The organism is Bradyrhizobium genosp. SA-4 str. CB756, from assembly GCF_000473125.1.
In the GTDB taxonomy this organism is placed as follows: domain Bacteria; phylum Pseudomonadota; class Alphaproteobacteria; order Rhizobiales; family Xanthobacteraceae; genus Bradyrhizobium; species Bradyrhizobium arachidis.
In genome coordinates, this window is record NZ_KI421499.1 from 6,315,799 (window position 1) to 6,339,456 (window position 23,658).

Consider the following 23,658-nt stretch of genomic DNA (forward strand, 5'->3'; position numbering starts at 1 on the left):
GACCAAGGAGACGCCCTGCGATCCCAGTGAGCAGCGCGACATTGCCCGCGCCTAGATGAGCGAAACTGCCGAGCGGGCGCCGACGCTCTGTAGAGTCGACCAGAAAACCATTGTCGCTTCTGGATACATTGTGGTGATAGTCGTCATCACGACTTTCATCGGAGTGCGGCTTCGCAGGACGAGGCGGTGCTCTCGACTTCTGACCAATGCGGGTCGGGAACCAGCAAGGACTAACGCCAAAGTCAGAGGACTGACGAGGGGAAACGCGAATGGACGTCACACCTTTGAGCGGTAGCTGCGCGTATGGGGAAGCTGGAGTACTCCGCGGACATCTTCGCTTTCTGAACCCACGACTTGCTGGGTTCGAGTGGCCGTTATGCGAGATTCGCGGTCGAAAACCAGGACCACGACTCTGCGTCTCGGCCGGAATCCATGTTAACGAAGTATCCAGCATAGAAGCTGCAGTGAGGCTTCAGCGGCTATTTGATCCAGAAAAGATGGCCGGCTCTGTCTCTATCATCCCATTGATCAACCAGCCCGCGTATTTCAAATATTCAGAGTACGTCTGCCCGGTAGACAACAAGAATATCAATCACACCTTCCCCGGCAGAAGTGATGGGACATTCTCGGAAGCGCTCTGCGATGTCATCATGAGCGAATGGTGTGCAGGCACCGATGTCTACATCGACATGCACGGGGGTGATCTACGAGAGAACGTGTCAAAATTCGTACTCTTCCAGCAAATGGATGATCCCAAGGCGGATGACAAGGCACGCCAAATGGCGATGTGCTTCGACGCCGACATTATTCTTGGCCTGCCGAGGGACTATATGCAAAGATCTGGCCGACCTCCGACAGCCTTCGCAAGGCAAAATCGCGTTGCCTTAGTGTCAGAAGCCGGCTCGAATGGGCTGCTCGATGAAGAAGCGATTTCCTTCCACGTTGAGGGAGCGCTCAACGTTGCGCGTCGCCTTGGCATCATTGAGTCGCCACTGTCGCAGTGTCGGAATGCTCGCGCGCTGTGTGGCGAGTATATTTGGGTTTATAGCCCGAAGGATGGTGAATTTCATGCCGACGTCGAGCCCGGCGAGCTGGTGAAGAAGAACCAGCGGCTTGGAACGGTCCGCAATTTATTTGGCGACACATTGGCGGAGATTACTGCTCCCGAAGCGGGCTATGTTCTGTGGCGCATGACACATCCATCTATTCCAAAAGGCGAGGCGATATTGACGATAGCTGTCGAAGAGGAGTGGCTCGCTTGATTATGCGCACAAGGACTCGGCTCGAGTTTCTCATCCGGGTCCCGGGGCGGCCGCGAGATTGTCGAGCGCAAAACACAACACCTCCACTGATCGTCATCACGAGTCGCTTCCGCCAAGTGACAATCCGGCCTCCGAGAGTCATTTCAAACCGCAGGCCTCCTCGTCGTTGGCAGTGTTGACGAGCACATTCCGACCTTGAGCCAAATCGAACGACCGGAGACCACTCCTTCGATCAGCTGTATCCGTCCGGTGAAGCTTTCAATTACCCACATCGTCGACGAGTTCTGATTGAGAGGCCGAACGCGATGTCGTAGAAGCGTGTTAGGCCTCGCCACACCGCCATGTTTCCTGGCGGCGGATCATGGTTGCGCGCGAGGTAGCCGCCCAGCATGGCAATCTCGAGAAGTAGGTGGCGAGGGTCTTGCGCAAGATGCGCGGCTTGGACCGCGCCGCGTCGATGGCATCCAGCGTCGGGATTTCGGCTGAGGTGAGGACTGTCTCCTGCAGCGTCCGCTTGTGCGGACATGGTGAGGAAGAAGATGCGCCAGCTGACCATCGCGATGAGGGCGAGGAACTTGGTCAGCCGCTCGGCGGTCTCGACCCAAGTTTCTTCGGCGCGACAGCCAGACTTCATTACCTTGTGAAACACCTCTGCTTTCCAGCGCAAGGCGTACCATTCGAGCTTCTCGATGGCCATGGTGAAATCTCCGACCGGCAGATTGGTCACCAGCTTCCAGTCGAGGTCAGCCGAGGCAGCAGTCGAGGTCGTGTCCCAAGGAGTGGTGTAGCTGGTAGCGAAGCCGCTCGCGACGCGCGCCCCACATAGCGCCATAGCGAGCGAGCGGCTTTGCGGGTGGTCACCGATGATTCGTCGGTAAGGTTTGGATTGCGACAACCAACCTGATTCGAGGAACCACCGATGACCGAAGACATGATGAACCTGCGCGCGCTCGTAGAGAAGACCCCCGATGCCGATCTGTTGCGCGAGATGATCGGCTTTGCCGCCCATCGGCTGATGGAGCTGGAGGTCGAGGGCCTGACCGGGGCCGGTTACGGCGAGAAGAGCGCGGTCGGCGTCAACAGCGATGGCCGGCGTGAGGTGCTCGGTATGGACATCGGCCCCTCCGAGGCTGAGACGTTCTGGACCGCGTTCCTGCGCAAGCTGGCGCGGCGGGGCCTGCGCGGCGTCAAGCTCGTCGTCTCCGACGCCCATGAGGGGATCAAGGCCACGGTCGGCAAGGTTCTCAACGCCAGCTGCAACGCTGCCGCGTCCACTTCATGCGCAACGCGCTGGCGCATGCCGGCAAGAGCGGACGGCGCGTCGTCTCCGCTTTCATTGCCACCGCCTTTGCGCCGGACGATGCGGAAGCGGCGCGGGCGCAATGGCGGCGCATCGCCGACCAGCTCCGCCCCAAGCTGCCCAAGCTCGCCGCGTTCCTCGATGAGGCCGAGACCGACGTGCTCGCCTATATGAGCTTTCCGGCCGCGCACCGCGCCAAGCTGCACTCGACGGATGAGATGGACAAGCGATTTTTAATGACGCCCCGATGACGATTGCGGGCATCGCGTCCATTCTTTTGTTCGGCTGCGTCGCGGGCCATTCTTCCGTCCCGGCCACCGATCTCGCAGCCGCCGCGCGCGGGGTCGGTCAAGGCTGGCCGCGTTTGCGGCCACCGCACGGCTTGGCCTTGACCGGCCCGAGCACGGCGGCATGCTGGCGTGGAATGGGACTGCATTCCTGGCTGGCACTTGCTGTCAGCGGCGGTTATGGTTGTCGGGCGCGGGCGACCTCGTGGCGAAGCGTGACGCGTCGGCTGAAAGCGTCACCGGACTGCCTATTTTGTCCTGCCGAGCTGAGGCGCCCGCGCGCCGGGTTTTGGCCGCCGCGGTTTCCATTGCGACACCATTCGTTCGTAGTTTCGCTCCGCCTGGGTGGCAATCAACATCTCACGGTTGCGCAGCGCCTTGATGTTGTAGGCATAGGCTGGTCCGCGCCGGCTGCCCTTCTGTTGCGGATGTCCAGCTTGAAGTTGCATTGCGCGGGTCTTGTTGGCGACCAGCGCCGGACGCGCCCACAGGTAATCCTCGCCCTTCGTCAACAAATGCCAGCAGAGCACCGTGAGCTTGCGAGCCACGGCCACCGCGGCGACCTGATGGCCACGCCGGGCGCGAATCCGCACGAAAAAAGCATGCAGTGGACCGGACGCCTTGGCCGCGGCCCAGGCGGCCTCGACCAGCATGGCGCGCGCGTGACTGCGGCCGATCTTGCTGATGCGACCGTGATGGGCGGCTCCCAGTCCCGACTGCCGCACCCGCGGGTTCAGCCCGAAATAGCTCACCAGCTTCTGTGGGCTGTCGAACCGGCTGATGTCGCCGATCGCCGCCACGATGCTGGCGGCGACCGCCAGATTGACGCCGGTGATCGTCATCAATCTGTTGACCGCGAGATCGTCGATGGCGTCCTGCGCGATCTCACGGTCGAGCAGAGCCAGGTCTTCCGCCAGCCGGTCAAGCTCACATGCCGATCGATGGCCGCGCGCTCATCGTGCGGCAGCTGTTGGGCGGCTAACCACGCCCGGCCGCGGGCGTTGAAAAGATCGGCATGCGGGCACTTCGGGATTAGGTGCGCGTGCAGGATCGAATGCACCTCGTTCTTGAGCCGCGTGCGATGCCGCACGACCTGGTAGCGCCGCGCCACCAGCCGACGCTTGCGTTCGGTCTCCGCGTCAGGCGTCCAGATCTGCGGCAGGTACCCGGCCGCCTGCAGACTGGCGAGCGTGCCGGCATCGATCTTGTCGGTCTTGACGTGAGCCTGGGCGATCGCCTTCACCTGCAGCGGATTGGCGATAATCACCCGTGCCACGAACGGCGCCAGAACCCGCGACACCGCCATGCTGTTGGCAGTCGCTTCGACCACCACCTCATCACTGGCCAGCAGGGTCTTGCCAAATCCATCCAGCGCAGTCCGCGTCATATCGATGCGGCCCGCACGTCGGAGCCTGCCATCCTCCCAAAACACCACCTCGCCGAAAGTTCGGTGGACGTCGATGCCAATCACCCGTCGCATTCGCACCTCCTGCCAGACATATGACGGGAGCTGCGGGCGACACGACAACTACGGATTCGCGCTCCCAGCGCAACCGGGCGAGTCGCAGAGGCGGCCAGCTACTAACTCGAGCTCTCGGCTCATCGAATAACATCGGCCTGCCCGCACTTCGTGCTCCCGGTGCCTCTGTCCCGATGGTCGCACCATACGCCACGATGTAGAACACCGCAGCGGGAACGTTGGCACCGAGACATCTCATACCGGTTACCAATCCGCTCGAACGCGTCAACGGCGAGATCAAGCGCCGAACCGAAGTGGTCGGCATCTTTCCCAATGAGGACGCCATCACCCGCCTGATTGGCGCCATCCTGCTCGAACAGAACGATGAGTGGGCGGTCCGGCGCGGTCGCTACATGACACTGGAAACGATCGCCCCGTTGGGCGATGATCCCACCGTCAGCTTCCCGGCAATCGCCACCTGACCGATCCGGCCCAGGCCGGCGAACGCGGTGACCCACCGCCAGCTACACCACGCCCGGGGACACGATCTGGGAAGATACGCCCCCACTCGCCGAACAGCTGATTGGCCGTGATCAGCAGCGAGCGTCGCTCGTACCGGCGATCAGCTCGAACAGTACGATGGTCTCCGCCTGATCCTTGCTCACATATGTGATGTCGTCGAGGATCAGGAGGTCGTAGCGATCGAGTTTGGCGATCGCGGGCTCCAGCGCCAGCTCGCGCCGCACCACCTGCAGCCGCTGCTCCAGATCAGTAGTGCGTGCGAAGAGAACGCGCCAACCGTTCTCGACGAGCGAGGCCGATCGCTGCGCCGAGATGGGTCTTGCCAGCGCCGGGTGGACCGAACATGCAGAAAATTGACGCCGATCTTCGACCCGACGTCATCGGCGGCGAGCGCCAGCGCCTGTGCCTTTGACAGCATCGGCAGGCTCTCGAACTCGAATCGTGGCGAGCGTCTTGCCGGCGGGCAAACGCGCTTCCACCATGTGTCGTTCGATGCGGCGGCGGGTGCGATCGGCTGCCTCGTGCTCGGCAAGGGCCGCAAGGAAGCGGGCGGCGGGCCAACCTTCCTTGTCCGACTGCGCGGCGAGCTTCGGCCGGATCGCCTTGACGCCGGGCAGGCGCAACTCATTGAGCAGCAGCTCGACGCGGGCGGCATCGATGGAGGTAGCTCCGCTGGTCATGCTGCTCCTCCCAGGTTCGAGTGCGCCGACACGATGCTGACGGAGGCCAGCTCATCGTAGACGTCGAGCGGTGCCAGCTTAACGGCGACACTCGGGATCGAGGCCGCCTCGGGTCGGAAGCGATCGCGCAATGCCGCAAGATCGGGTAACCGTCCGGCATCGCTTTCAATTACCCACAAATTCTCTTCCGACCATGGCGCCCAGCGCGATGTCGGCGAGGGCGTGACAGCCCGCGCCACATGACGGTATTGCCGGGCGGCGGATCGCTGGCGCGGGCGAGATAACCGCCGAGCCGGGCGATCTTGATCAGATAGTGCGAGAGCGTTTTCTGTCTTGCTTTTGGTTTGTCGTTGACGAGGCGATCGAGCACGCCGATTTCAGTCGCAGTCAACGCGAGGGTTGGCGGCGCGTCTGGGGCGGAACGGTTGAGCATCGCCATCCAGAAGACCCTCCAACTCGGGATGCAAAAGAGCGAGATCAGGTTGGTCAAACGCTGGGCGGTCCTGAGCTTCGACTCCTCAGCTTTGCAGCCCGATTGAGGATCTTGTGGAACACCTCGATCTTCCATCTCGGGCCATACCATTCGAGCTTCTCAATGGTGTCGGTGCGGGAACCAACAGGCAGGTCGGTGATCAGCTTCCAATCGATCTTCTTTCTGTTTTTCGGCGTGCCGCGCTCTTCGGCATGGATCACCGTCAGAGTCAGAGCGGGATAGCACTTCTGCTTTCCGATCGGCGGCAGGACACGTATCTTGCGATACCTGATCTCAAGAACGGCCTGGTCGGGATCGCCGTTGCTGTCTCTGACTTCGATGCGATGGAGCCCTTTGACGGCGACCTCGTCCATTTCGTCGGCGATCGTGTGATCCCCGTCTCCAGTTAAGCGATCGACGCAGGTTCTGATCAGGAAATGAGTACCGACCTCCTGTGCTGCGCAGAAAAGCTCGTAGATGTCACTCTCGCGATCACCAATATGGACGCATCGTCCCGGATGATCCAAGAGTTGCGTAGACTGCTTGAGATTTTCTAACCACCGGACGCTTTCCTTTTTCTCGATGGGAATCCGGGTCGGATTGATCTTCTTTTTAAGCGCTGCCGTCCCCTTGAATTTCTTCCGGGTCCAGAACTTAACGGCCGCCAACCCCAGCGGCACACCCTCGATTGTAACCGCGAGGCTCGAATGCATCAGGATGCCGCAAACCGTGTGCGATCTGAGGCGGCCCACCTTATCCCGTCCACTGTTTATGCTCTTGGTGATGCCGATCGCTTCTGACCTCTCGCGTTGATAGCTGAACTCGGTTGTATCGTGCAGCACAAGAACGAGACCTTCAGTGGCGGCGGTGCGATCATGTGTCGATTGGAAATGGCCGGCCAGAATGTCCGCTTCGCTGACCCGGTCGTTAGAGAAGAAGCGGTAGGCTGTTTTGGTATTCGCCCAATCCTGGCAGACGAGCGGAATGCTTTGTCCCATGGCGCTTCCAATCTGCGTGAGCAGTTTGCGGAATCTGTCGCCGAGCCGCGCGTCCCTAAACTCGCATCCACTACTCTCTCGATCAATCCAACATTCACCTTCCAAAATCGCAAACAGCCTTTTGCCGATCGATCCTCTAATGTCAGCCGCATAGAGCACCCCCTCGCGAATCAGGTGCTCAGCAAGGAATCACAAGTGATTCTTTCGATTCAAGATTTCGTCGTTCGGCGGATCAGCCCGAGTGGTCAAAGTTATGAGTAATTGAAAGCCGGCATCGAGGGCTGTCGCGATCGCCTCGGCGAGCTTGACCTCGCAGGCTCGCTCATGGGCCAGGGGCAGAAGCTCGACCGTCACCTTGCAGGCGCGCCGGTCGTCGCCATGCTCCCGCAAGGTCTCGAAGAGGCGCTTGTAAGCCGCGCGCGGGAAGAGCTGGTCGCGATAGACGAGATTGACGAGCGCCATCGGCTTGCGCCGCAGGGCACGGATGACGTGCCGATAATCAACGACAAGCCCGCCGTGGTTCTCCGACACAGGCCGACCGCGCCGCAATGTCCCGACCGGCGTGACGCCGAGGAAGCATTCGAGATCGTCGAAGATGCGCACGCGCAGGCGATGGCCAATCAGTTTTGAAGGAACAGTGTAGAACACGCGCCGCAGGAAGAAGCCGCCTGACGACGTCTCCGGGATCACCTTCTCCTCGAAGTCGGTCGTGTGGCCTTTCGGCAGTGGCGCCAGTGCTTCCTTCTCGAGCGCGATCCGCTTGGCGATGTTGGCGTTGCGCCGGCCGACAATCTCGTAAAAGCCCGGTATCCTCCGACAATACCAGGCGTATTGTCACGTCGAGTGTCTGTGATCTCTCTCCGGTCCGGGCGTTGTCTCCAGCTTCCTTTCGTACGATCTGAACATCGGCGATCATATGATCTGTCGTAATCGGTTCTGGATGGCTTGCTGTCGCAAGCATCGGTGACTGTGCTGCCGACCTCCCTCCGCAATCTCCGAAAAAATGGCGCAGAGTCCGCCGCCGAAAGGAATTGCCTTGAACCCGAGTCGCTTCAAGCTCCCCCAAAAAGGAGCCACTCCGAAGGAGTGGCTCCAGTCAGGGAGGAAACGTCCCCTAAGGGACCACGGGGACCAGACGGAGCCTGATCGAACGGTGGAGAATGACAGCCCCCACAAGAAGCTCGCCTGGCCGACGGAAGCGAACTTGAAGCAATGGCACAGCGCGCAATTTTTTGGATCGATGGAATTACTTAAAACTCTCCATGCGTAATGATCACCGCCCAGCGAAGCTCCGAAGAGGCACGGTCGGGCAATTCACTCATCTGCCCGCATCGCTTTCGTCAGCTAAGTTCCTTTACCAAAGTGTCGTCGAACATACCTCGGCGGACGAGCTGTCCCTCGGCGAGGAAAGGTCTGCCCCTCGCGAGGACGTGCACGAGTTCGAGATCCTTGTTAAGTACCAAAAGGTCGGCGTCCTTTCCTGGAGCAAGCTCGCCTTTGTGCGCAAGTCCCGTAGCGCGAGCCACGTTGCTGGTTACTGCGGCCAACGCATCACTCAGGTCGACCTCTTCCTCGAGTACGATACGACGCCAAGCCGCAAGTAAGGCGCGCATGGGCATGTAGTTGGCTACCTTAGGCTTGTTTTCGCCCTTCTCCTCCTTGGGCGGCGCACCGTTTCCGTCGGAACTGATTAAGATACGGGCCGCCGGCACACCAGCTTCGCGCAGTCGCGTGTAAGCTTTGTGCGGCAATGTAGCCCGCGCGTAATTATTCTCAGGGGAGTAGTTCGCACCGATATCCACCCAGCCGCCCTTGAGTCCCCAAGCGATAGCGTCGTCCATGTAGCCGTCGGTCTGATTGACGTGCGAAGGTATGAATTGCGTAATTGGAATCCCGGTCCGGTCGACCACCTCGAACATAGGTTTAAGAACTTGACTGAGATAGGGCGGGACTTGTAGGCAGCAATAGCCCGCCTTTCGCGACAGCCTTCCCGCCAGCAGGCCAGCTACTGCGGCCTCAGCGACGTATTGAGCGCCTTTTCCGAAGCTATCATAGCCGTAACCGAGCTCCGAGATCGAGAGTTCGCCGACCCCTATGATCTCATCAACAAACGCGATATCCGTGCGGATCTGTCCCGTTAAGCTCGGAACAGGATGCTCAAGTGTGGCCCCCGTTAGACAGTAAGCAGACAGACCATCCTCTCTGAGTCCCTTCGTCTTTGAGACAAGGGCCGCCATGCTCTTGCTGGTCGCGTCAAATCCAAGCATTCCAATGATGGTCGTAATGCCCGCGCGAGCCAGCTGTGAAGCTTGAATTTCAGGCGCGCGGCTGGAGAAGCCAAGCCCGCCTCCACCACCGAGGGTGTGTACGTGGTTGTCCACAAAACCAGGACAGACGAACTGACCTGCCGCATCGATCTCTTCCATTTCTAGACCGGATAGTTTCGATCCAGCAGGTAGAAGAGCGATGATAGTTTCGCCACTTATGACGATGTCGCGCAGGCCAATTCGCGAAGGCGCCAGAATATCGGCGTTTCTCAGGACGAGCAAAGGCGTCGATGGTGGGGAGAAGGACGTAGTAGCCATACTTCATTACTTCGGTTACAGGGCGACCAGAGCACGTGCGAGCCGTATTGGCGTTAACAAGCCCGAGCGGCCCGCCAGGGGATGGAGCCAGTTCGATGACCTTCAATCCAGCAGGCGCCGGACGTATTGTTAAATACCGATTTGCGCCTCGATCCATACGACGTATGTATTGATCGTGGTCCCACCGACATAAAAGGGGCAGCCGGTTCAATGATCAATTTAGAACTACGTCGATTGCGCTATTTCCTGGCGGTCGCACAGGAGCTGCATTTCGCCAGGGCAGCGGAGCGGCTGCACATGGCGCAGCCTCCCTTGAGCTTGCAGATTCGCAAGCTGGAGGAGGAAGTAGGCTTCCGCCTGTTTGAGCGCACCAGCCGGAACGTAGCGCTAACGGAAGCAGGTCGGGTGTTACTCGCCGGCGCGCGCACGGCTATGGACGAACTGCAGCGGGCGGTTTACTCAGGTCAACAGACTGAACGCGGACATTCCGGCCATATCAGAATCGGCTTCGTCAGCTCCGGAGGAGTGACGTTCCTGCCTAAGCTGCTGCGTCAACTGCGTAAGTCTCTCCCAGAAGTTCAGACCGAAACTCGGCAGTACAGCACCAATGGCGCTCTTGAGGCTCTCGCGCAACGCGCTATCGATCTCGCGGTCGTGCGGACACCGTTGGTGGCTGACAAGCTGCTGCATCGGCCAATCCTACGAGACCACGTGGTACTTGCTTTGCCTGACGACCATCCGATGTGCAAGCGCAAGCGGATCCGGCTCCAGCAAATGGAGCATGAGATGTTCGTGCAATATCCGCCTAACGAAGGGCACGCAGCCTATGGCGTCGTGCAACGCGCCTGCCTGGCTGCAGGATTCGTTCCTTCAGTGGCCGAGTTTGTCGATGACGTTTATGGCATGCTGGGTCTGGTGGGTGCAGGCATTGGAGTGGCGCTGATGCCTGCGGCGATCAGCCGCTTGAGGGTCGATGGCGTCGTATTTCGTCCGCTTCCAGAGGTCGAACAGTTCTTTGAACTATCACTCGTGTGGCGTGCGGAGGATGACAGGCGTCTGATTTCGGCGGTGGTGGATTCGCTTGCCAATGTCGGCGGCCTACTCGTATCTCGCAAACGATCGCATGCGAGTAAGTCATCCGCAAATCAATGATCTAGCGCTAACCGGTGACGCTGAAACTTGGCGGCGCGGACCGGATGGTATAGCTTCTCGAGTTTCGCAACCACGGCGGAGACGGCTCGGCGCTTGTGCGACTTCGCAAGATTCGGCTCTGCAAGGGTCCTGTGCCGCGAGCGCCGCGCCTGGCCAAATATCATGTGATGGGCGGCAGTTCCTCGGCGATATCAGGCTCCAAGACAGGGTCGGCGCGAGCGCCTCCCGTCGCTGCATCTCACAACGGACGATGTCAGCCCGCCAAATGCCGCCGCATTTCTGGCCGCGCCTTTAACTCGGCGCCCTGCTTGGAGGCGATCCGCGCAATACGCTCGGAGGAGAAGTTCAGATCGACAAATGCCGGCGCGGTGTTGGCGACCTCGCGGTAACAGGTGATCTCGCCGGCGTGCAAGCTCATGATGGCGACGCCCTCGAACATTGCTCGTGCGCCCCTAGCCTCAGGAAGAGTCGAACGATAGCTGAATGTGTATCGCGAATACAGCGTCTCGCCGTCGCTGATCGGGTCATGCATATCCCACCGAAAATCGCTCGCATCGTGGTAGAAGTAATCATTGATCATTTCTGCGATTTTCGGGCGCCCGCTGAACGTCCCGTAGAACACATCGTGATAAACACCGTCTTCCACGAAAAGCGCGGCAAATGCTTTACCGTCACGCCGCTCGACTGCATCACAGAAGGTGCGGAGCAAGGAAGGGATATCCATGGATGAATCTCCTCTGTCAAACTATTCGCAAACCGCTGCGGAGCGGCTGTGTTGCCTTGGACAGGGCGCGTCGCTTAGACTGTTGCCAAAATATACACTGCAGCAAGTCGATGGTCTTCCGAACCCGCACGGACTAGACTAGGCGCCTCGGAAGTGCGGCTCCCGCTTCTCCACGAAGGCCGCGACTGCTTCCTTTTGATCCTGCGTAGTGCGGCAAAGGTTCTGCGCATAACTCTCGAAGATTAACTGCTCGCGGATTCTGTTGCGCGCTCGTTCCCACATCAGCTTCTTTACAAGCTCGATCGAAATAGGCGGACCGCTCGCGATCTTCGCGGCTAACTCCACAGCCTTGGGGAGCAGTTCGTCGGGCGCGACCACGCGTGATACGAGGCCAATCCGCTGCGCCTCCTGTGCGTCGATAATGTCGCCGGTGAACGCGAGCTCCAAGGCCTTTTCCATGCCGACTGCAAGCGGCAGCAAGAGGGAAGCGCCGCCGTCAGCGATCAACCCTCGCTTGACCCAAATTGCCGAGAATCGGGCATTCGCCGACGCGATGCGAATGTCGCATGCGAGTGCGATCGACAGCCCCACGCCCGCAGCAATGCCGTTTACCGCAGAGATAATCGGCTTGTTCACATTCTCGAACGCGAGGGTTACGTCGCCGACCAATTTCAGCACGGTGCGGCGATCTGTTTCCTCCGGCGGACCACCGACGATGGCGCGGCTCGCCATATCTGCGCCGGAGCAGAACCCGCGGCCGGCGCCGGTGATGACCAGCGCTCGCACCTGGCTATTGTCCTGCACTTGCTGCAATGCCGAGCAGAAGCAGGTCCGCATTTTGGGGGTAAGCGCATTCATCTTGTCTGGGCGATTGAGCGTGAGCACAGCAATATGCTCGCGCTGTTCCAAGACAATGCTGTCGCTGTCCATTCGTTCTCCTTCAGTTATCCGACGTGTTGAGCGCCGGGGTCGCACTCATGTCATTTGCGGGGACATCTGAGTCATGGACCTCTTCGCGCGATTTTCATTCAAGCTCGGCACCGATGGCCTTGCCAGCGTGCGATCAGCAAGTGGTTGAGGTGACCTCGACCGTCGTCATGCCTATCACTGAGAGGATACGAAATCCCGCCCGAGAGGTTGGCCGTGCAATGCAGGTTCACACTGCTTCGGGTTCATGCTTGCACGGCTAGGAATAATGAACGGACGAACTCGACCGAGGTCAACCGGTTGCTGTCCAGAAAGAGCCTTCCGAGCAGTCGATTCCAATGTGTCTCGGAGCCATGCGCGATGCGCCATTCGTGCAAGCGCCGCGTGAATAATTGAAGGTCGTATTCCTCTGTCACGCCTATGGCGCCGTGCAAGGCGTGGGCGACAGAAGCGACCAATTGCGCCGCTTCGCTAGTGCGTGCCTTCGCAACTGCACACGCGGTTACGGGCGGCAGCGGATCGGCTGCCGCGAAGGCGGCTTCCGCTGCAATGCGCGCTGCCGCAACGTGCTCGGCCATCACGCTTAGCTGCTGCTGGATTGCCTGAAACTTCCCAATGGATTTGCCGAATTGTACGCGTTGGTTAGCATAGGTCATTGTTAGGTCGAACACACGCTTCATGGCACCAGCGAGCATGCCTGCATGCAGCAGGGCTCCGAGCGCTTGGAACTGCTCGCCACTCACAACGGCCGTAAGTTGTTTGCCCGCGTCGGCACGCCAGACGATCGATTCCGCAAGACTGCCGTGGATGCCGCTAGGGAGGCGATCGGCGTCTGCGAGCGAGAGCACTAGCAAGCGGTCTTCTGCTGCAGCGATCACGTGTGAAGCCGTCCGCGCAAAAGGGACGTGCATCGCGCTTACAGAGCCGTCGAGCCCGCGCGCGAGCGAGGGAGCAAACGTAAGAAGCCCTACCGGGAGTTGATCCGGCGTGCTCGTAATAGTTCGGGCGACGATTGTCTGGGCCAGTGGCAAAGGGACGGCGTGCGCACCGCAAAGCAGGACCACTTCGAACAACTCGTTCCAGCTCGCCGCGCCTCCACCTGACTCTTCGGGTGCCATCAGCTCATAGAAGCCGGCTTCGGCGAGCGTCGTGGCGAGGACCTGGGCGGACCCGCCGCTATCGACAGCACGCACCAGGGCCGGGGCGCATTTTTCGGCTAGGAGGGTTTCGATTGCTTGGGCGAACATCGTTTTTCTCCTTCAGCGCAGGCCCAGGCCGCGCGCGATAATGCCGCGCAGAATTTCTCGGGTGCCGCCCCGAAGAGAAAAAGTCGGAGCAATCTGGCTCACGTAGGCGGCAGTTCGTAGCAACTCTACCGGGCATGGGTTGGACGGATCGGTGCCGATGGCTGCTTCGATCACTGATGGAACAAGCTGCTCAAATTCGGTCCCGATGTCCTTGACGAGCGCAGCCTCCACAACCGGGCTTTCGCCCGCCGCGAGCTTGGCGGTCACTGAGATTGACATCTGGCGCAAAGTAGCGAGGTGGGCAGCGAACCGGCCAACCTGCTCTAGATGCAGATATGGGGCGCCTGCGTCGCGCAACCACTGCAACCAAAGATCAAGTAGCACGAGGCTGGAGTACAGGCGCTCCGGGCCACTGCGCTCGAAAGCTAACTCCGCATTGACCTGCTTCCATCCCTCTCCTTCGTTGCCGACCAGGGCATCGTCGGCAAGTGTCACGTCGTCGAAGAACATTTCGCTAAAATGGGCATCGCCGGCGAGGTCCACGATGGGGCGCACGGTGATTCCGGGAAGCCGCAGGTCCACGATAAATTGCGAGAGGCCGGCGTGCCGGTCGGCGGGTGTGCCCGAGGTCCGGACCAGCGCGATCGTGTAGTCGCACCTGTGGCCGTTTGTCGTCCATATCTTGCGCCCATTTAGACGCCAACCTTTGTCCGTCCGCACTGCACGGGTTCTTACGCTCGCAAGATCGGAGCCGGAGTTAGGTTCGCTCATCCCGATGCAGAAGAATATCTCCCCACGGCAGATCCGCGGCAGATAATTGTTTTTCTGGTCGTCCGAACCGAAGTTCAAGATAAGAGGACCGCTCTGGCGGTCGGCGATCCAGTGGGCCCCCACGGGGGCCCCCACGGCAAGCAGTTCCTCAACAAGCACAAAACGGCGGAACGCATCAAGTTCGCTACCACCGTAACGCTTCGGTAAGGTTACACCGACCCAGCCTCGAGCGGCTAGCTTGCGACTGAATTCGGCGTCGAAAGCAACCCAGGAGCGCGAGCGTACATCGGGCGGCGCGCCCGGCAGCTCGCGGGACAGAAACTCCTTCACTTCGTGCCGGAAGGTCTCGGCTTCGGCCGGCAGGACCGCGAGCCGCAGGTTATTGAGAAGATCGGTCATGAGAATGACTGTGCGCTGCGTGTTAGGGAGTGATTAAACCGCCTGAGCGGCTGGCGACGTCAATACCCGTTTCTCGACGACGGTTCGGTCCCGCTCCAAGCCGACAGGCGAAATGCAGTGCGGCCATGCAAGGGACGGAGCCTGCGCCGAATCCTCCATGTATATCTCCTATTTGATTTGACGTTGGGCTGTGCATGACGCGCGTGCTTAGGTGAACTAAGAGGGTGTGCGGCGCAGGCTGTGAAATACCATTTTCATGCCATATCCATATCTTTGCGATATCGGTCGCAACCATACGCAGATCGTCTTGATGGCAATCAAAAACGGTATTTTACCTCGATAGAGATCTCAGGAGAATGGGAGGACCCAACAACCAACTTCGTCAGCATGAATAACACCCACAAAAGCACAAGCCGCGCTCCAGGCGGCCCTCTCCGCGGCCTGCGCATTCTCGATCTGAGCACCGTCGTGATGGGCCCCTACGCGTCACACCTGCTTGCGGACATGGGAGCCGATGTTGTAAAATTAGAGGCGCCGTCCGGTGACCAGCTGCGCTACTACCGCCCGCAGCGGTCCCGCGCGATGAGCGGCATGTTTCTGGGCCTACATCGAAATAAGCGTAGCATCGTACTGGACCTGAAGTCGAATGCTGGCCGAGCCGCCTTCCAGCGGCTCGCAGGAAAATTCGATGTGATCCTGCACAACTTCAGGCCGAACGTGGCGAAGCGACTTGGCGCAACGTTCGAACAATTGAAGACGGTGAACTCTTCGGTGGTGGTCTGCAAGGTCTACGGCTATGGGGAAGGAGGGGCTTATGCCGAGCGCCCCGCCTACGATGACGTGATCCAAGCGGGTTCAGGAATTGCCGACCTCTTCCAGCGCGTTCGTGGCGAACCGCAATATGTTCCTTCGATGATCTGCGACAAGATCGTCGGACAGGCCGCAGCCACGGCAATTCTGGCGGCGTGTTATCAGCGGCTAGCGCATGGACAGGGATGCGAGGTCGAGGTGCCGATGTTTGAAACCATGGTCGCCTTCAACCTCGCCGAAAATCTCGCCAGTGCTGCGTTTGAGCCGCCGTTGGGACCCATCGGCTGGGCGCGCAACATGAGCCCGATGCGCAAACCGTTCCGCACCGCAGATGGCTATGCCTGCCTTCTGCCCTACTCAGACCGCAACTGGCAGGACTTCTTGGCATTTGCCGGATATCCCGAGGTTTTAGAGGATTCGCGCTTCCGCACCCTCGCCGACCGCGCCCAACACATTGACGAGTTGTATCAGTACGTGGAAAAGGCCGCTCGACAGAAGTCGACCGCCAAGTGGCTCTCGTTCTGCGAGGCTCATGATATCCCGTGCGCGCCGATAGCTTCGCTAGACGACCTCTGGACGGATCCGCATCTGAAGGACGTCGAGCTCTTTCAGCAGGCTGACCACCCGACAGAAGGGCGTTATCGCCTATTGCGCAGTCCCATCCGATTCGATGGAGGATCCTGGAAGTTGCGCCGACACGCGCCGCGACTCGGCGAACACACCGATGAAGTGCTGGCTGCCGCAAATTTCTCAGATGAGGAACGGTCCGCCCTCGAACGCGAGCTGCTCGCCGGTGATAGTCGCCCTGCAGAGCTCTGAAGTGATCCCGCCTTCGGATTCGGAGATTCCGGCGCCGGGTCGTCAGTGATCCGGCTCGTACTTCCGGGAAGTGATTGCCAACAGCCGCCACGGCGCGATCTTCTACATCGAACGCGGCCCGGGACGCCGAGCAAAGGCGGAGGGCAGCTCCCGGGCTAGGCATCGTGCTTGAATCGTTGCACTGCGCCAGCGACGTAGCATTCTCCACAAGGCGTCGCAGAACAGTAAACAAGCCAAAGTCCTACCGTTTTGGAATTCCTGACCCAAGCTATCCGTCCTGAACGAGCAGGAGGGCAGAAGAACTCGTCCCGGCAGGAGCGCTCCCGCTGCTGACGACGAAGGAACGACGGCCCGCGATTCAAAAATTGCGCGTCTAACCTTCAAGACAAACGTCAATCACAATAGCTTCCATGTAGACGTCGCGTGCGCAATCATCTCGCCATCGCCGACTCGCGCCGACGATTGAACAAAAAACGTCTTGCGCCCTCTTTTCAAAAGAGTCGCACAGCAGGTAAGTAGGCCGCTGCGGACGGGCGTGAAATACTGAACTTTCATCTCTAATGTAACGCCGGGCCCGAACTGATGTTTGATAAGGTGTCCCATCGAGATGTCTAAAGCCGTGGCGATCGCGCCGCCGTGAAGCGACCCTTGCGGATTAAACATATAAGGCTTGACGCCCATCGTTACCTTGCAGGCGTCGGCTTCGTAAGCAACCGCCATGCCGAAAAACCGCGACAAGAAAAATGATCCAAAGTCTTGACTACCATCGCCGATGCTCTTGGCAACAAGTTCCTGAACCAGCGCTTCATCCATCCGTTCGACTCCGCTAATTGATGGCCGCCTCATATCGCCATTTTATTTTTGCAACGACCCACTACTCTCGTCATCCAAGACGCCCAGGGCATTTATCTGCTCTGCAGCGCGCAGACGCGGGTGTAGAGCAGGCGATCCAATTGCTTGCTAATGAAATCGACCGAAATCTCGCGTGCGAACGACGGAACCGAAGTTGATACCCGTAACATTTATGTTGGTGGAATTCAGTGCTCCTCTTTGCGGGACTGCGCTTATCATCGGCAGAATAGCTCCCGTCGTCCTATCGTGAGTAAGCTGGAGCGCCCTCAGAGCAGCAGTCGAGACTAACTGGCGTTTTGATTGGAGGGTGACCCCGATTTCTTCGAGAACGCGCTCTTTTTAGTTATCTTCTATAGCGCGTCGTTTAATTCCGGAACCGCCTGGTAGAGGTCGGCGACCAGGCCGTAGTCGGCGACCTGGAAGATCGGCGCGTCCTCGTCCTTGTTGATCGCGACGATCACCTTGGAGTCCTTCATTCCGGCCAGATGCTGGATCGCGCCGGAAATGCCCACCGCGACATAGAGCTCGGGGGCCACCACCTTGCCGGTCTGGCCGACCTGCCAGTCGTTCGGGGCATAGCCGGCGTCCACNGCNGCGCGCGAGGCACCGACGCCGGCGCCGAGCTTGTCGGCCAGCGGCTCGATGTACTTGGCGAAGTTCTCGCGGCTCTGCATGGCACGGCCACCGGAGACGATGATCTTGGCCGAGGTCAGCTCCGGACGGTCGCTCTTGGCGACTTCCTCGCCGACGAAGGTCGACAGGCCCGGATCGGCCGCCGCAGCAACGCTCTCGACCGGCGCNCTGCCGCCTTCACCGGCAGCGGCGAAGGTGGAGGTGCGGACCGTGATGACCTTCTTGGCGTCCTTCGACTTCACCGTCTGGANGGCGTTGCCGGCATAGATCGGACGCTCATAGGTATCGGGCGCGACCACCTTGATGATCTCCGAGACCTGCATGACGTCGAGCAGGGCTGCGACACGCGGCATCACGTTCTTGAAGCGCGAGGTCGCTGGCGCGACGATCGCATCATAGGACGGCGCCAGCGAGACGATCAGCGCGGCCAGCGGCTCGGCGAGATCGTGCGCATAGGTCTCGCCGTCGGCGAGCAGCACCTTCTTGACGCCGGCGAGCTTGGCAGCGGCGTCCGCCGCGGCCTTGGCGTTCTGGCCGGCCACCAGCACCTCGACGTCCGCGCCAAGCGCGGCAGCCGCGGTCAGGGCCTTGTTGGTCGCATCCTTCAACGACGCATTGTCGTGTTCGGCAATCAGAAGCGTCGTCATCAGAGCACCCCGGCTTCGTTCTTGAGTTTCGACACCAGCTCGGCGACGTCCTTCACCTTGACGCCCGCCTTGCGGCCTGCCGGTTCAGTCGTCTTGAGGACCTCGAGACGCGCGGTGACGTCGACGCCGTAATCGGCGACGGCCTTCTCCGCGATCGGCTTCTTCTTCGCCTTCATGATGTTGGGCAGCGAGGCATAGCGCGGCTCGTTGAGGCGAAGGTCTGTGGTGACGATCGCCGGTCCCTTCAGCTTCACGGTCTGTAGGCCGCCGTCGACTTCGCGCGTGACCTTGAAGTCCGAACCTTCGACCTCGAGCTTCGAGGCGAAGGTCGCTTGCGACCAGCCGAGCAGCGCGGCCAGCATCTGGCCGGTCTGGTTGCTGTCGTCGTCGATCGCCTGCTTGCCGAGGATGATCAGGCCCGGCTGCTCTTCTTCAGCAACCTTCTTCAGGATCTTGGCGACGGCGAGCGGCTCGACGTTGCCCTCGGCCTTCACCAGGATGCCGCGATCGGCGCCCATGGCAAGACCGGTACGGATCGTCTCCGACGCCTGCGCCGGTCCGATGGAGACCACCACGACCTCGGTCGCCTTGCCGGCTTCCTTCAGACGCAGCGCTTCCTCGACTGCGATCTCGTCGAACGGGTTCATGGACATTTTGACGTTGGCGAGTTCAACGCCCGATCCATCGCCCTTGACGCGGACCTTGACGTTGTAATCGAGCACCCGTTTTACCGACACAAGAACCTTCATGATCCCCTTCCGCAGGATTATAGCTTAAAAGTCGGCAACTCCGCGCGTTTTTGCCGATCTCACAAGCTGCCGACGAGATCGCATTGGACGTACTCAAATCGCGATCAGGCACGAAACTCCTAGGCGGGACCTCTCCCGACACGTGAGCCACAAACGCCCGGTTGGCTTAACCTATGTCGCGGCTATGGCCTTAATCTCGATCAGCGCGCCCTTTCGGATCAGTCCACTCACTTGAACTCCCGTAGCGGCGGGCCACGGCGGCCCCTTGAGCAACTCGCGTCGTAATGCCGCCGTCTTTTGATAGTCGTCGAAAGAAAGAAAGTAATCCGTCGTCTCGACAATGTTGGCGAGGCTCAATCCGCCGCTCGCCAGAACCGCCTCGAATTTCTCAAAGATCCGCCGTGTCTGCGCGACAATATCTCCCTCGCCGACAATATTTCCCGCGTCATCGGTGCCCGTTGTTCCAGATAGAAAAATCAGATTCCCAACTTTGACTCCTGGCGAAAACGTGTAGCGCGAGGGCCATTTGTCATGAGGGAACAAGGGTTGAAAAATCGACATAATTTCTCCTAATCGAGCTGCTTCGGAAGATTGGCGGTCAGTAGCGTCTTGAGTTTCCCTCTCTCAACCTTCCCCGTAGAATTCGAAGGAACGTCATCGACGAAGAAGTAGTGTCGCGGGCGTTTAAAATTCGCCAAATCAGGACTTTCAATGCAGTATTGCTCGAGCGCTTCTGCCGTCAGAGCTCGATCTCTTCGAACGATTGCAGCGCAGACAACCTCTCCCCATTTGTCGCTTGGCAGGCCGACCACGGCAGCGTTAGCAATTCCAGGATGTTCGAAGAGGACATTTTCCACTTCCGAGGGGTGAATGTTCTCCCCTCCCGATTTGATCGTGTGGTCCACTCGACCGAGCACGGTCACGAAGCCCTCCTCATCTGCGACTGATGCATCGCCTGTGAAGTACCAACCGTCTTGAATTGCCTTCGACGTCCTTTCCGGCATTCGGAAGTACTCAGTCATCATGGCCGGCGTCTGGACGATCAACTGCCCGACCTCACCAGGTCGCACCACGTCGGCCGGGTCCGTAGATTCCGAACGAATAATGCGGGTCCTTACATTGGCCATATCTCTCCCGACAGACCCTATTTTGTCGGGCCGCAGATGGTAATCCAACCCCAAGACGGTGATGATCTCGGTGGCACCGTACATATTGTAGAATGCCTTCGAAAAAAGCCTTTTGCACTCTCGCGTTGTATGATCGTTGAGGGTTTGGCCGCCGTAGAGACCTATTTGAAGCGACGAAAGATCATACTTCGAAAGATCCATTTGCATCATCATGATTAGCTGCGTAGGCACACCATGCAGAATTGAAATGCGCTCCCTCGCAACGAGCGACAGCGTCTCATGAGCATCGAAGCCGCGCGTCATGACGGCCGTCGCGCCATGTAGAATGAATGGAATAAGTTGATTTTGAAGTTGAGCGATATGAAACAAGGGTTTGTTGTGAAGGCCGATATCGTCGTGCCGATAGCCGCATTGCAATGAGTGGATTGCTACGCCCATCATTTCCGCAAAGTGACTTCGCACTGCTCCTTTAGGATGCCCTGTTGTTCCAGAAGTATACATAATGAAGGCAGGGTCGGAATCACCCGCGCGCACTTCCGGCTCCAGGTCGGACGCAGCGTCCACGAACGTTTGGAATGACAAATCGCCGGGCTGCGGTCGATCGCCGATGTAGATAAATCTCTTAATGCTCGGAAGGTCCGCTTTGATAGGCTCGACGGTCGTCCGGCAATCTTCATCAAACAGAAGCACCTTCGCTTCGCAATTATCGATGATGTATTTGACTTCGTTCGAGGCCAGTCGGTAGTTGATCGGAACCGCGACCGCCCCGATCTTTAGTAGACCGTAAAATGACGCGACTTGTTCAGGCAAATTCCACGTCAGAACAGCAACGCGATCCCCTCTCTCTACGCCGCTAGCAAGAAAGGCATTCGCAGCTTTGTTTGCGAGACGATTCAAATGGCTGAAGGACCAACGCTTCCCTTCGAAAATGATTGCAGCTTTTTCCGGCCACCGAAGCGAAGCGTAAGTTAGGTGCGTACCGATGTTGATCATTGTATGCTGACTTTTCAGAACGGGAGCTTTACTTCAGCCTGACAGGTGGCGACTGTGTCGCTACCTCTGTGCACGACTTGCGAGACTATCGCGATCGCGTAATCACCGAACATTTGGAGATCAACCACCTCTCCAACCCCTCCAATCGTTTCTCCAGCGAACACCATGTTTCGGTAGCGCAGAGACATCTTGCTGATGAATGCTCGCGGTCCGAACCAGTCAATGAGTTGTCGGGCCATGATCGCACCATATGTCTGCCCATCAACGAAGACATTTGGAAACGAAAGCTTCTGAGCATAGGGAAGATCGTAATGAATACGAGCCCAGTCCCACGTTGCGGCTCCGTACGCCATCAGGCTCGCGGCATTAAGGGTCGTACTCTCTAGGTGGTTCGTATCGCCGACAGCGATATCAGAAGGACGAAGGGTCGCTTTGATCATGTTGCAGGATCTATCGGTTGGAGCACCTGGGTCTCGCGATTTACCGCAACCAAACTGCCGTCGTCATCGAAATGGCTCGCTACCGAAATGATGAACAATTGCGTGCCGCCACGAGAGGACTGCTTCTCAACAATATCTTCCAGCTTCCAGGTGACGGACACGCGATCGGACGGCAGAATCGGCCTAAAGAATTCATAATCATTTCCCGCTCGCACGGTTCGGAAACCCGACACGGGCAGATCCCACTCATGAGCGAAGTATCCGTTCTCGGCTGGAGCCTGATGCGCGTACTGACAGGAGTCCACAACGAATGTCGGGGGCGCGATAGCTGATGGGTAACCAGCCATTCGCGCGTATTCGTCGTCGACATATAACGGATTGCGGTCTCCCAACGCCAAGGCAAAGTACCTGATTGACGCCCTGCTCAACTCTTCGCGTGCGGGATAGTGAACCTCCTTCCCGATCCACGCCTTCAGTTCATCTGTAAGAAGTGACATGCGACCTCTTCGGTGAAAATAAGCCTCAAAGATTGGATGCGGGCACCAGCGATCTATCAAGCGAGGCTGCGGATACGCCCGGCCACTGCCTCCACTTCGCTTCAGTAAGAGCGTGGCAAACCGAGCCTCTGTCCAATGAAATTGCGGGCCATCTCATTGGAAATAGGGCTGAACGGACCAAGCCGTGTATCTCGGAACAACCGCTCCATTGGCGACTCTTCAACTAGGCCGTATCCGGCCAATACGCGCAATCCGCGATCCGTCGAACGAACGGCCGCTTCCGACGCAAACACCTTGGCCATCGCGGCTTCTTTCGAGCACTCGCGACCACTGGCGAGGAGCCACGCGGCCTTTGTCACCATCGTTCGCGACAGTTCAAGATCCGTAGCAATTTCTGCGATAGGATGCTGCACCGCTTGAAAGGCACCAATGGGACGTCCGTAGGCCGCGCGGTCGCTTGCGTACTGGGTCGCTTGCGCCAAGACTCCATCCATAATCCCTACATAGAGCGCCGCGGACAGGATACGCTCTTCGTCGAGCGTCGAGAGGAGATGGTACCATCCACGACCACGCTCGCCGAGCAATCCGTCCGCTGGCGCACGCACATTCTCGATGAAGGTTTCGCATGTACAGGCCGCCCGCATTCCCATTAGGTGGAGACGTCGGATGGCAAACCCCGGCTGGTTTCGCGGCGCGAGAATCAGGGACAGCCCTCTCGCACGCTTTCCTTCGCTAGGTGGATCAGTCCTGCAAACAACTAGGATCGCATCCGCGTCGTCGGCAAAAGTTGTATAGACCTTTTGACCATTGATAACCCACTCCTCACCGTCGAGCTGCGCGCGAGTAGTGAGGGAGAGCACGTCTGTACCCCCGCTCGGCTCGGTAATACCAAAGGCGAACATAAACTCACCTCGTGCCATGCGCGGCAAAAGTTCGTCTTTCTGCTTCTGCGTCCCGTGCTCACGAAGAGCCCGTGCCGCCATCGCGAAGATCACATAGTCAGCGCCAAGCGAAGGAAACTGGCGCGCCAGCTCCTCGCAAAACACGACGCCAGTCGTCAAATCCGCCCCGCTACCGCCGTATTCCTCCGGGATCGAAAGGCCCATCCACCCCAACTCGGCGAAGCGCTTCCACAGAGCCTTCGGCACTTTACGAGCCTGATCCATCTCTCTGATTTTTACTTCAGGCAGCTCCTCAGCGAAGAAGCGGCGGACGCTCTGCCGCAAAAGCTCATGCTCTTCAGGAGCGTCAAAGTTCATCGGCTTATCGCCCAACGCCTGATCTCCCGAACCGCTAGTCTTCATGA

At 59.1% G+C, this 23,658-nt stretch carries 20 protein-coding genes and 4 pseudogenes; 5 read left to right on the top strand and 19 right to left on the bottom strand.

Going from position 1 to position 23,658, the window contains the following annotated elements:
- Positions 1-269 precede the first annotated feature (269 nt).
- Positions 270-1,262, top strand: a complete 993-nt coding sequence (locus BRAGE_RS0130350) for a succinylglutamate desuccinylase/aspartoacylase domain-containing protein (RefSeq protein WP_027565158.1) — start codon at positions 270-272, stop codon at positions 1,260-1,262.
- Positions 1,263-1,524: 262 nt separating this feature from the next.
- Here the strand turns inward: BRAGE_RS0130350 and BRAGE_RS50115 are convergent, their stop codons facing one another.
- The gene (locus BRAGE_RS50115) at positions 1,525-2,157 is read right to left on the bottom strand and encodes a hypothetical protein (RefSeq protein WP_231164237.1); all 633 of its coding nucleotides are present in this window, start codon (positions 2,155-2,157) and stop codon (positions 1,525-1,527) included.
- Between the two features lie 24 nt (positions 2,158-2,181).
- Between BRAGE_RS50115 and BRAGE_RS50120 the strand changes: the two are divergent.
- Positions 2,182-2,789, top strand: a pseudogene (locus tag BRAGE_RS50120) (transposase); the annotation flags it as partial.
- Positions 2,790-3,097: 308 nt separating this feature from the next.
- Here the strand turns inward: BRAGE_RS50120 and BRAGE_RS50125 are convergent.
- Positions 3,098-4,311 (bottom strand): annotated as a pseudogene (locus tag BRAGE_RS50125) (IS110 family transposase).
- 263 nt (positions 4,312-4,574) lie between these two features.
- Between BRAGE_RS50125 and BRAGE_RS0130370 the strand changes: the two are divergent.
- A pseudogene (locus BRAGE_RS0130370) lies at positions 4,575-4,790 on the top strand (transposase); the annotation flags it as partial.
- A gap of 64 nt (positions 4,791-4,854) precedes the next feature.
- On the opposite strand, the pseudogene BRAGE_RS53490 reads toward BRAGE_RS0130370, so the two are convergent.
- From BRAGE_RS53490 to BRAGE_RS0130405, 5 genes and pseudogenes are all read right to left on the bottom strand, one after another.
- A pseudogene (locus tag BRAGE_RS53490) lies at positions 4,855-5,510 on the bottom strand (ATP-binding protein); the annotation flags it as partial.
- A 169-nt stretch (positions 5,511-5,679) separates the two neighbouring features.
- Positions 5,680-6,000, bottom strand: a complete 321-nt coding sequence (locus tag BRAGE_RS57135) for a hypothetical protein (RefSeq protein WP_231164236.1) — start codon at positions 5,998-6,000, stop codon at positions 5,680-5,682.
- Positions 5,997-7,139 carry an IS4 family transposase gene (locus BRAGE_RS50140; protein ID WP_231164235.1) on the bottom strand — a complete coding sequence of 381 codons (1,143 nt, stop codon included), beginning with the start codon at positions 7,137-7,139 and terminating at the stop codon, positions 5,997-5,999. Before BRAGE_RS50140 ends, BRAGE_RS57135 begins: the two co-directional genes overlap by 4 nt.
- Positions 7,140-7,169: 30 nt before the next feature.
- Entirely contained in the window at positions 7,170-7,583 is a 414-nt protein-coding gene (locus tag BRAGE_RS58050; RefSeq protein WP_141263428.1) for a hypothetical protein, read from the bottom strand.
- Between the two features lie 737 nt (positions 7,584-8,320).
- Positions 8,321-9,565, bottom strand: coding sequence for an amidohydrolase family protein (locus BRAGE_RS0130405; protein ID WP_084335106.1), 1,245 nt, complete (start codon positions 9,563-9,565; stop codon positions 8,321-8,323).
- A gap of 210 nt (positions 9,566-9,775) precedes the next feature.
- Between BRAGE_RS0130405 and BRAGE_RS50150 the strand changes: the two genes are divergently transcribed.
- A complete protein-coding gene (locus BRAGE_RS50150) occupies positions 9,776-10,717 on the top strand; it encodes a LysR substrate-binding domain-containing protein (RefSeq protein WP_084335108.1) in 942 nt (313 codons plus the stop codon).
- A gap of 253 nt (positions 10,718-10,970) precedes the next feature.
- On the opposite strand, the gene BRAGE_RS0130415 is transcribed toward BRAGE_RS50150, so the two are convergent.
- The 4 genes from BRAGE_RS0130415 to BRAGE_RS0130430 form a co-directional block, all read right to left on the bottom strand.
- Positions 10,971-11,441: a nuclear transport factor 2 family protein gene (locus tag BRAGE_RS0130415; RefSeq protein WP_027564866.1), complete on the bottom strand. Its 471-nt coding sequence runs from the start codon at positions 11,439-11,441 to the stop codon at positions 10,971-10,973.
- 138 nt (positions 11,442-11,579) lie between these two features.
- A complete protein-coding gene (locus tag BRAGE_RS0130420; RefSeq protein WP_035730227.1) occupies positions 11,580-12,371 on the bottom strand; it encodes an enoyl-CoA hydratase/isomerase family protein in 792 nt (263 codons plus the stop codon).
- A 242-nt stretch (positions 12,372-12,613) separates the two neighbouring features.
- Entirely contained in the window at positions 12,614-13,615 is a 1,002-nt protein-coding gene (locus BRAGE_RS0130425) for an acyl-CoA dehydrogenase (protein WP_027564868.1), read from the bottom strand.
- 12 nt (positions 13,616-13,627) lie between these two features.
- Positions 13,628-14,785, bottom strand: coding sequence for an acyl-CoA dehydrogenase family protein (locus BRAGE_RS0130430; protein ID WP_027564869.1), 1,158 nt, complete (start codon positions 14,783-14,785; stop codon positions 13,628-13,630).
- Positions 14,786-15,025: 240 nt separating this feature from the next.
- Between BRAGE_RS0130430 and BRAGE_RS50155 the strand changes: the two genes are divergently transcribed.
- Positions 15,026-16,414: a CaiB/BaiF CoA transferase family protein gene (locus BRAGE_RS50155; RefSeq protein WP_199820264.1), complete on the top strand. Its 1,389-nt coding sequence runs from the start codon at positions 15,026-15,028 to the stop codon at positions 16,412-16,414.
- 396 nt (positions 16,415-16,810) lie between these two features.
- On the opposite strand, the gene BRAGE_RS0130440 is transcribed toward BRAGE_RS50155, so the two are convergent.
- From BRAGE_RS0130440 to BRAGE_RS0130475, 8 genes are all read right to left on the bottom strand, one after another.
- On the bottom strand, positions 16,811-17,227 hold the full coding sequence (locus BRAGE_RS0130440) for a PaaI family thioesterase (RefSeq protein WP_027564870.1): 417 nt from the start codon (positions 17,225-17,227) through the stop codon (positions 16,811-16,813).
- 389 nt (positions 17,228-17,616) lie between these two features.
- The gene (locus BRAGE_RS0130445; protein WP_028146429.1) at positions 17,617-18,546 is read right to left on the bottom strand and encodes an electron transfer flavoprotein subunit alpha/FixB family protein; all 930 of its coding nucleotides are present in this window, start codon (positions 18,544-18,546) and stop codon (positions 17,617-17,619) included.
- Positions 18,546-19,295, bottom strand: a complete 750-nt coding sequence (locus BRAGE_RS0130450) for an electron transfer flavoprotein subunit beta/FixA family protein (RefSeq protein WP_028146430.1) — start codon at positions 19,293-19,295, stop codon at positions 18,546-18,548. Before BRAGE_RS0130450 ends, BRAGE_RS0130445 begins: the two co-directional genes overlap by 1 nt.
- 171 nt (positions 19,296-19,466) lie before the next feature.
- Positions 19,467-19,856 (bottom strand): RidA family protein, encoded by a 390-nt coding sequence (locus BRAGE_RS0130455; protein ID WP_035730236.1) that lies wholly within the window; start codon positions 19,854-19,856, stop codon positions 19,467-19,469.
- A gap of 8 nt (positions 19,857-19,864) precedes the next feature.
- A complete protein-coding gene (locus BRAGE_RS0130460) occupies positions 19,865-21,415 on the bottom strand; it encodes a class I adenylate-forming enzyme family protein (RefSeq protein ID WP_028146431.1) in 1,551 nt (516 codons plus the stop codon).
- A gap of 14 nt (positions 21,416-21,429) precedes the next feature.
- Positions 21,430-21,855 carry a MaoC/PaaZ C-terminal domain-containing protein gene (locus BRAGE_RS51855; RefSeq protein WP_051378170.1) on the bottom strand — a complete coding sequence of 142 codons (426 nt, stop codon included), beginning with the start codon at positions 21,853-21,855 and terminating at the stop codon, positions 21,430-21,432.
- Positions 21,852-22,352: an FAS1-like dehydratase domain-containing protein gene (locus BRAGE_RS0130470; RefSeq protein WP_027564973.1), complete on the bottom strand. Its 501-nt coding sequence runs from the start codon at positions 22,350-22,352 to the stop codon at positions 21,852-21,854. Before BRAGE_RS0130470 ends, BRAGE_RS51855 begins: the two co-directional genes overlap by 4 nt.
- Before the next feature lie 101 nt (positions 22,353-22,453).
- Positions 22,454-23,656 (bottom strand): acyl-CoA dehydrogenase family protein, encoded by a 1,203-nt coding sequence (locus BRAGE_RS0130475; protein ID WP_051378172.1) that lies wholly within the window; start codon positions 23,654-23,656, stop codon positions 22,454-22,456.
- Between the last annotated feature and the right edge of the window lie 2 nt (positions 23,657-23,658).

Bases quoted from the DNA above. Each gene is read 5' to 3' on its own strand.
- BRAGE_RS0130350 (WP_027565158.1), top strand. From the start codon at position 270: ATGGACGTCACACCTTTGAGCGGTAGCTGCGCGTATGGGGAAGCTGGA.
- BRAGE_RS0130405 (WP_084335106.1), bottom strand. From the start codon at position 9,565: ATGGCTACTACGTCCTTCTCCCCACCATCGACGCCTTTGCTCGTCCTG.
- BRAGE_RS50150 (WP_084335108.1), top strand. From the start codon at position 9,776: ATGATCAATTTAGAACTACGTCGATTGCGCTATTTCCTGGCGGTCGCA.
- BRAGE_RS0130415 (WP_027564866.1), bottom strand. From the start codon at position 11,441: ATGGATATCCCTTCCTTGCTCCGCACCTTCTGTGATGCAGTCGAGCGG.
- BRAGE_RS0130420 (WP_035730227.1), bottom strand. From the start codon at position 12,371: ATGGACAGCGACAGCATTGTCTTGGAACAGCGCGAGCATATTGCTGTG.
- BRAGE_RS0130425 (WP_027564868.1), bottom strand. From the start codon at position 13,615: ATGTTCGCCCAAGCAATCGAAACCCTCCTAGCCGAAAAATGCGCCCCG.
- BRAGE_RS0130430 (WP_027564869.1), bottom strand. From the start codon at position 14,785: ATGACCGATCTTCTCAATAACCTGCGGCTCGCGGTCCTGCCGGCCGAA.
- BRAGE_RS0130440 (WP_027564870.1), bottom strand. From the start codon at position 17,227: ATGGATGAAGCGCTGGTTCAGGAACTTGTTGCCAAGAGCATCGGCGAT.
- BRAGE_RS0130450 (WP_028146430.1), bottom strand. From the start codon at position 19,295: ATGAAGGTTCTTGTGTCGGTAAAACGGGTGCTCGATTACAACGTCAAG.
- BRAGE_RS0130455 (WP_035730236.1), bottom strand. From the start codon at position 19,856: ATGTCGATTTTTCAACCCTTGTTCCCTCATGACAAATGGCCCTCGCGC.
- BRAGE_RS0130460 (WP_028146431.1), bottom strand. From the start codon at position 21,415: ATGATCAACATCGGTACGCACCTAACTTACGCTTCGCTTCGGTGGCCG.
- BRAGE_RS51855 (WP_051378170.1), bottom strand. From the start codon at position 21,855: ATGATCAAAGCGACCCTTCGTCCTTCTGATATCGCTGTCGGCGATACG.
- BRAGE_RS0130470 (WP_027564973.1), bottom strand. From the start codon at position 22,352: ATGTCACTTCTTACAGATGAACTGAAGGCGTGGATCGGGAAGGAGGTT.
- BRAGE_RS0130475 (WP_051378172.1), bottom strand. From the start codon at position 23,656: ATGAAGACTAGCGGTTCGGGAGATCAGGCGTTGGGCGATAAGCCGATG.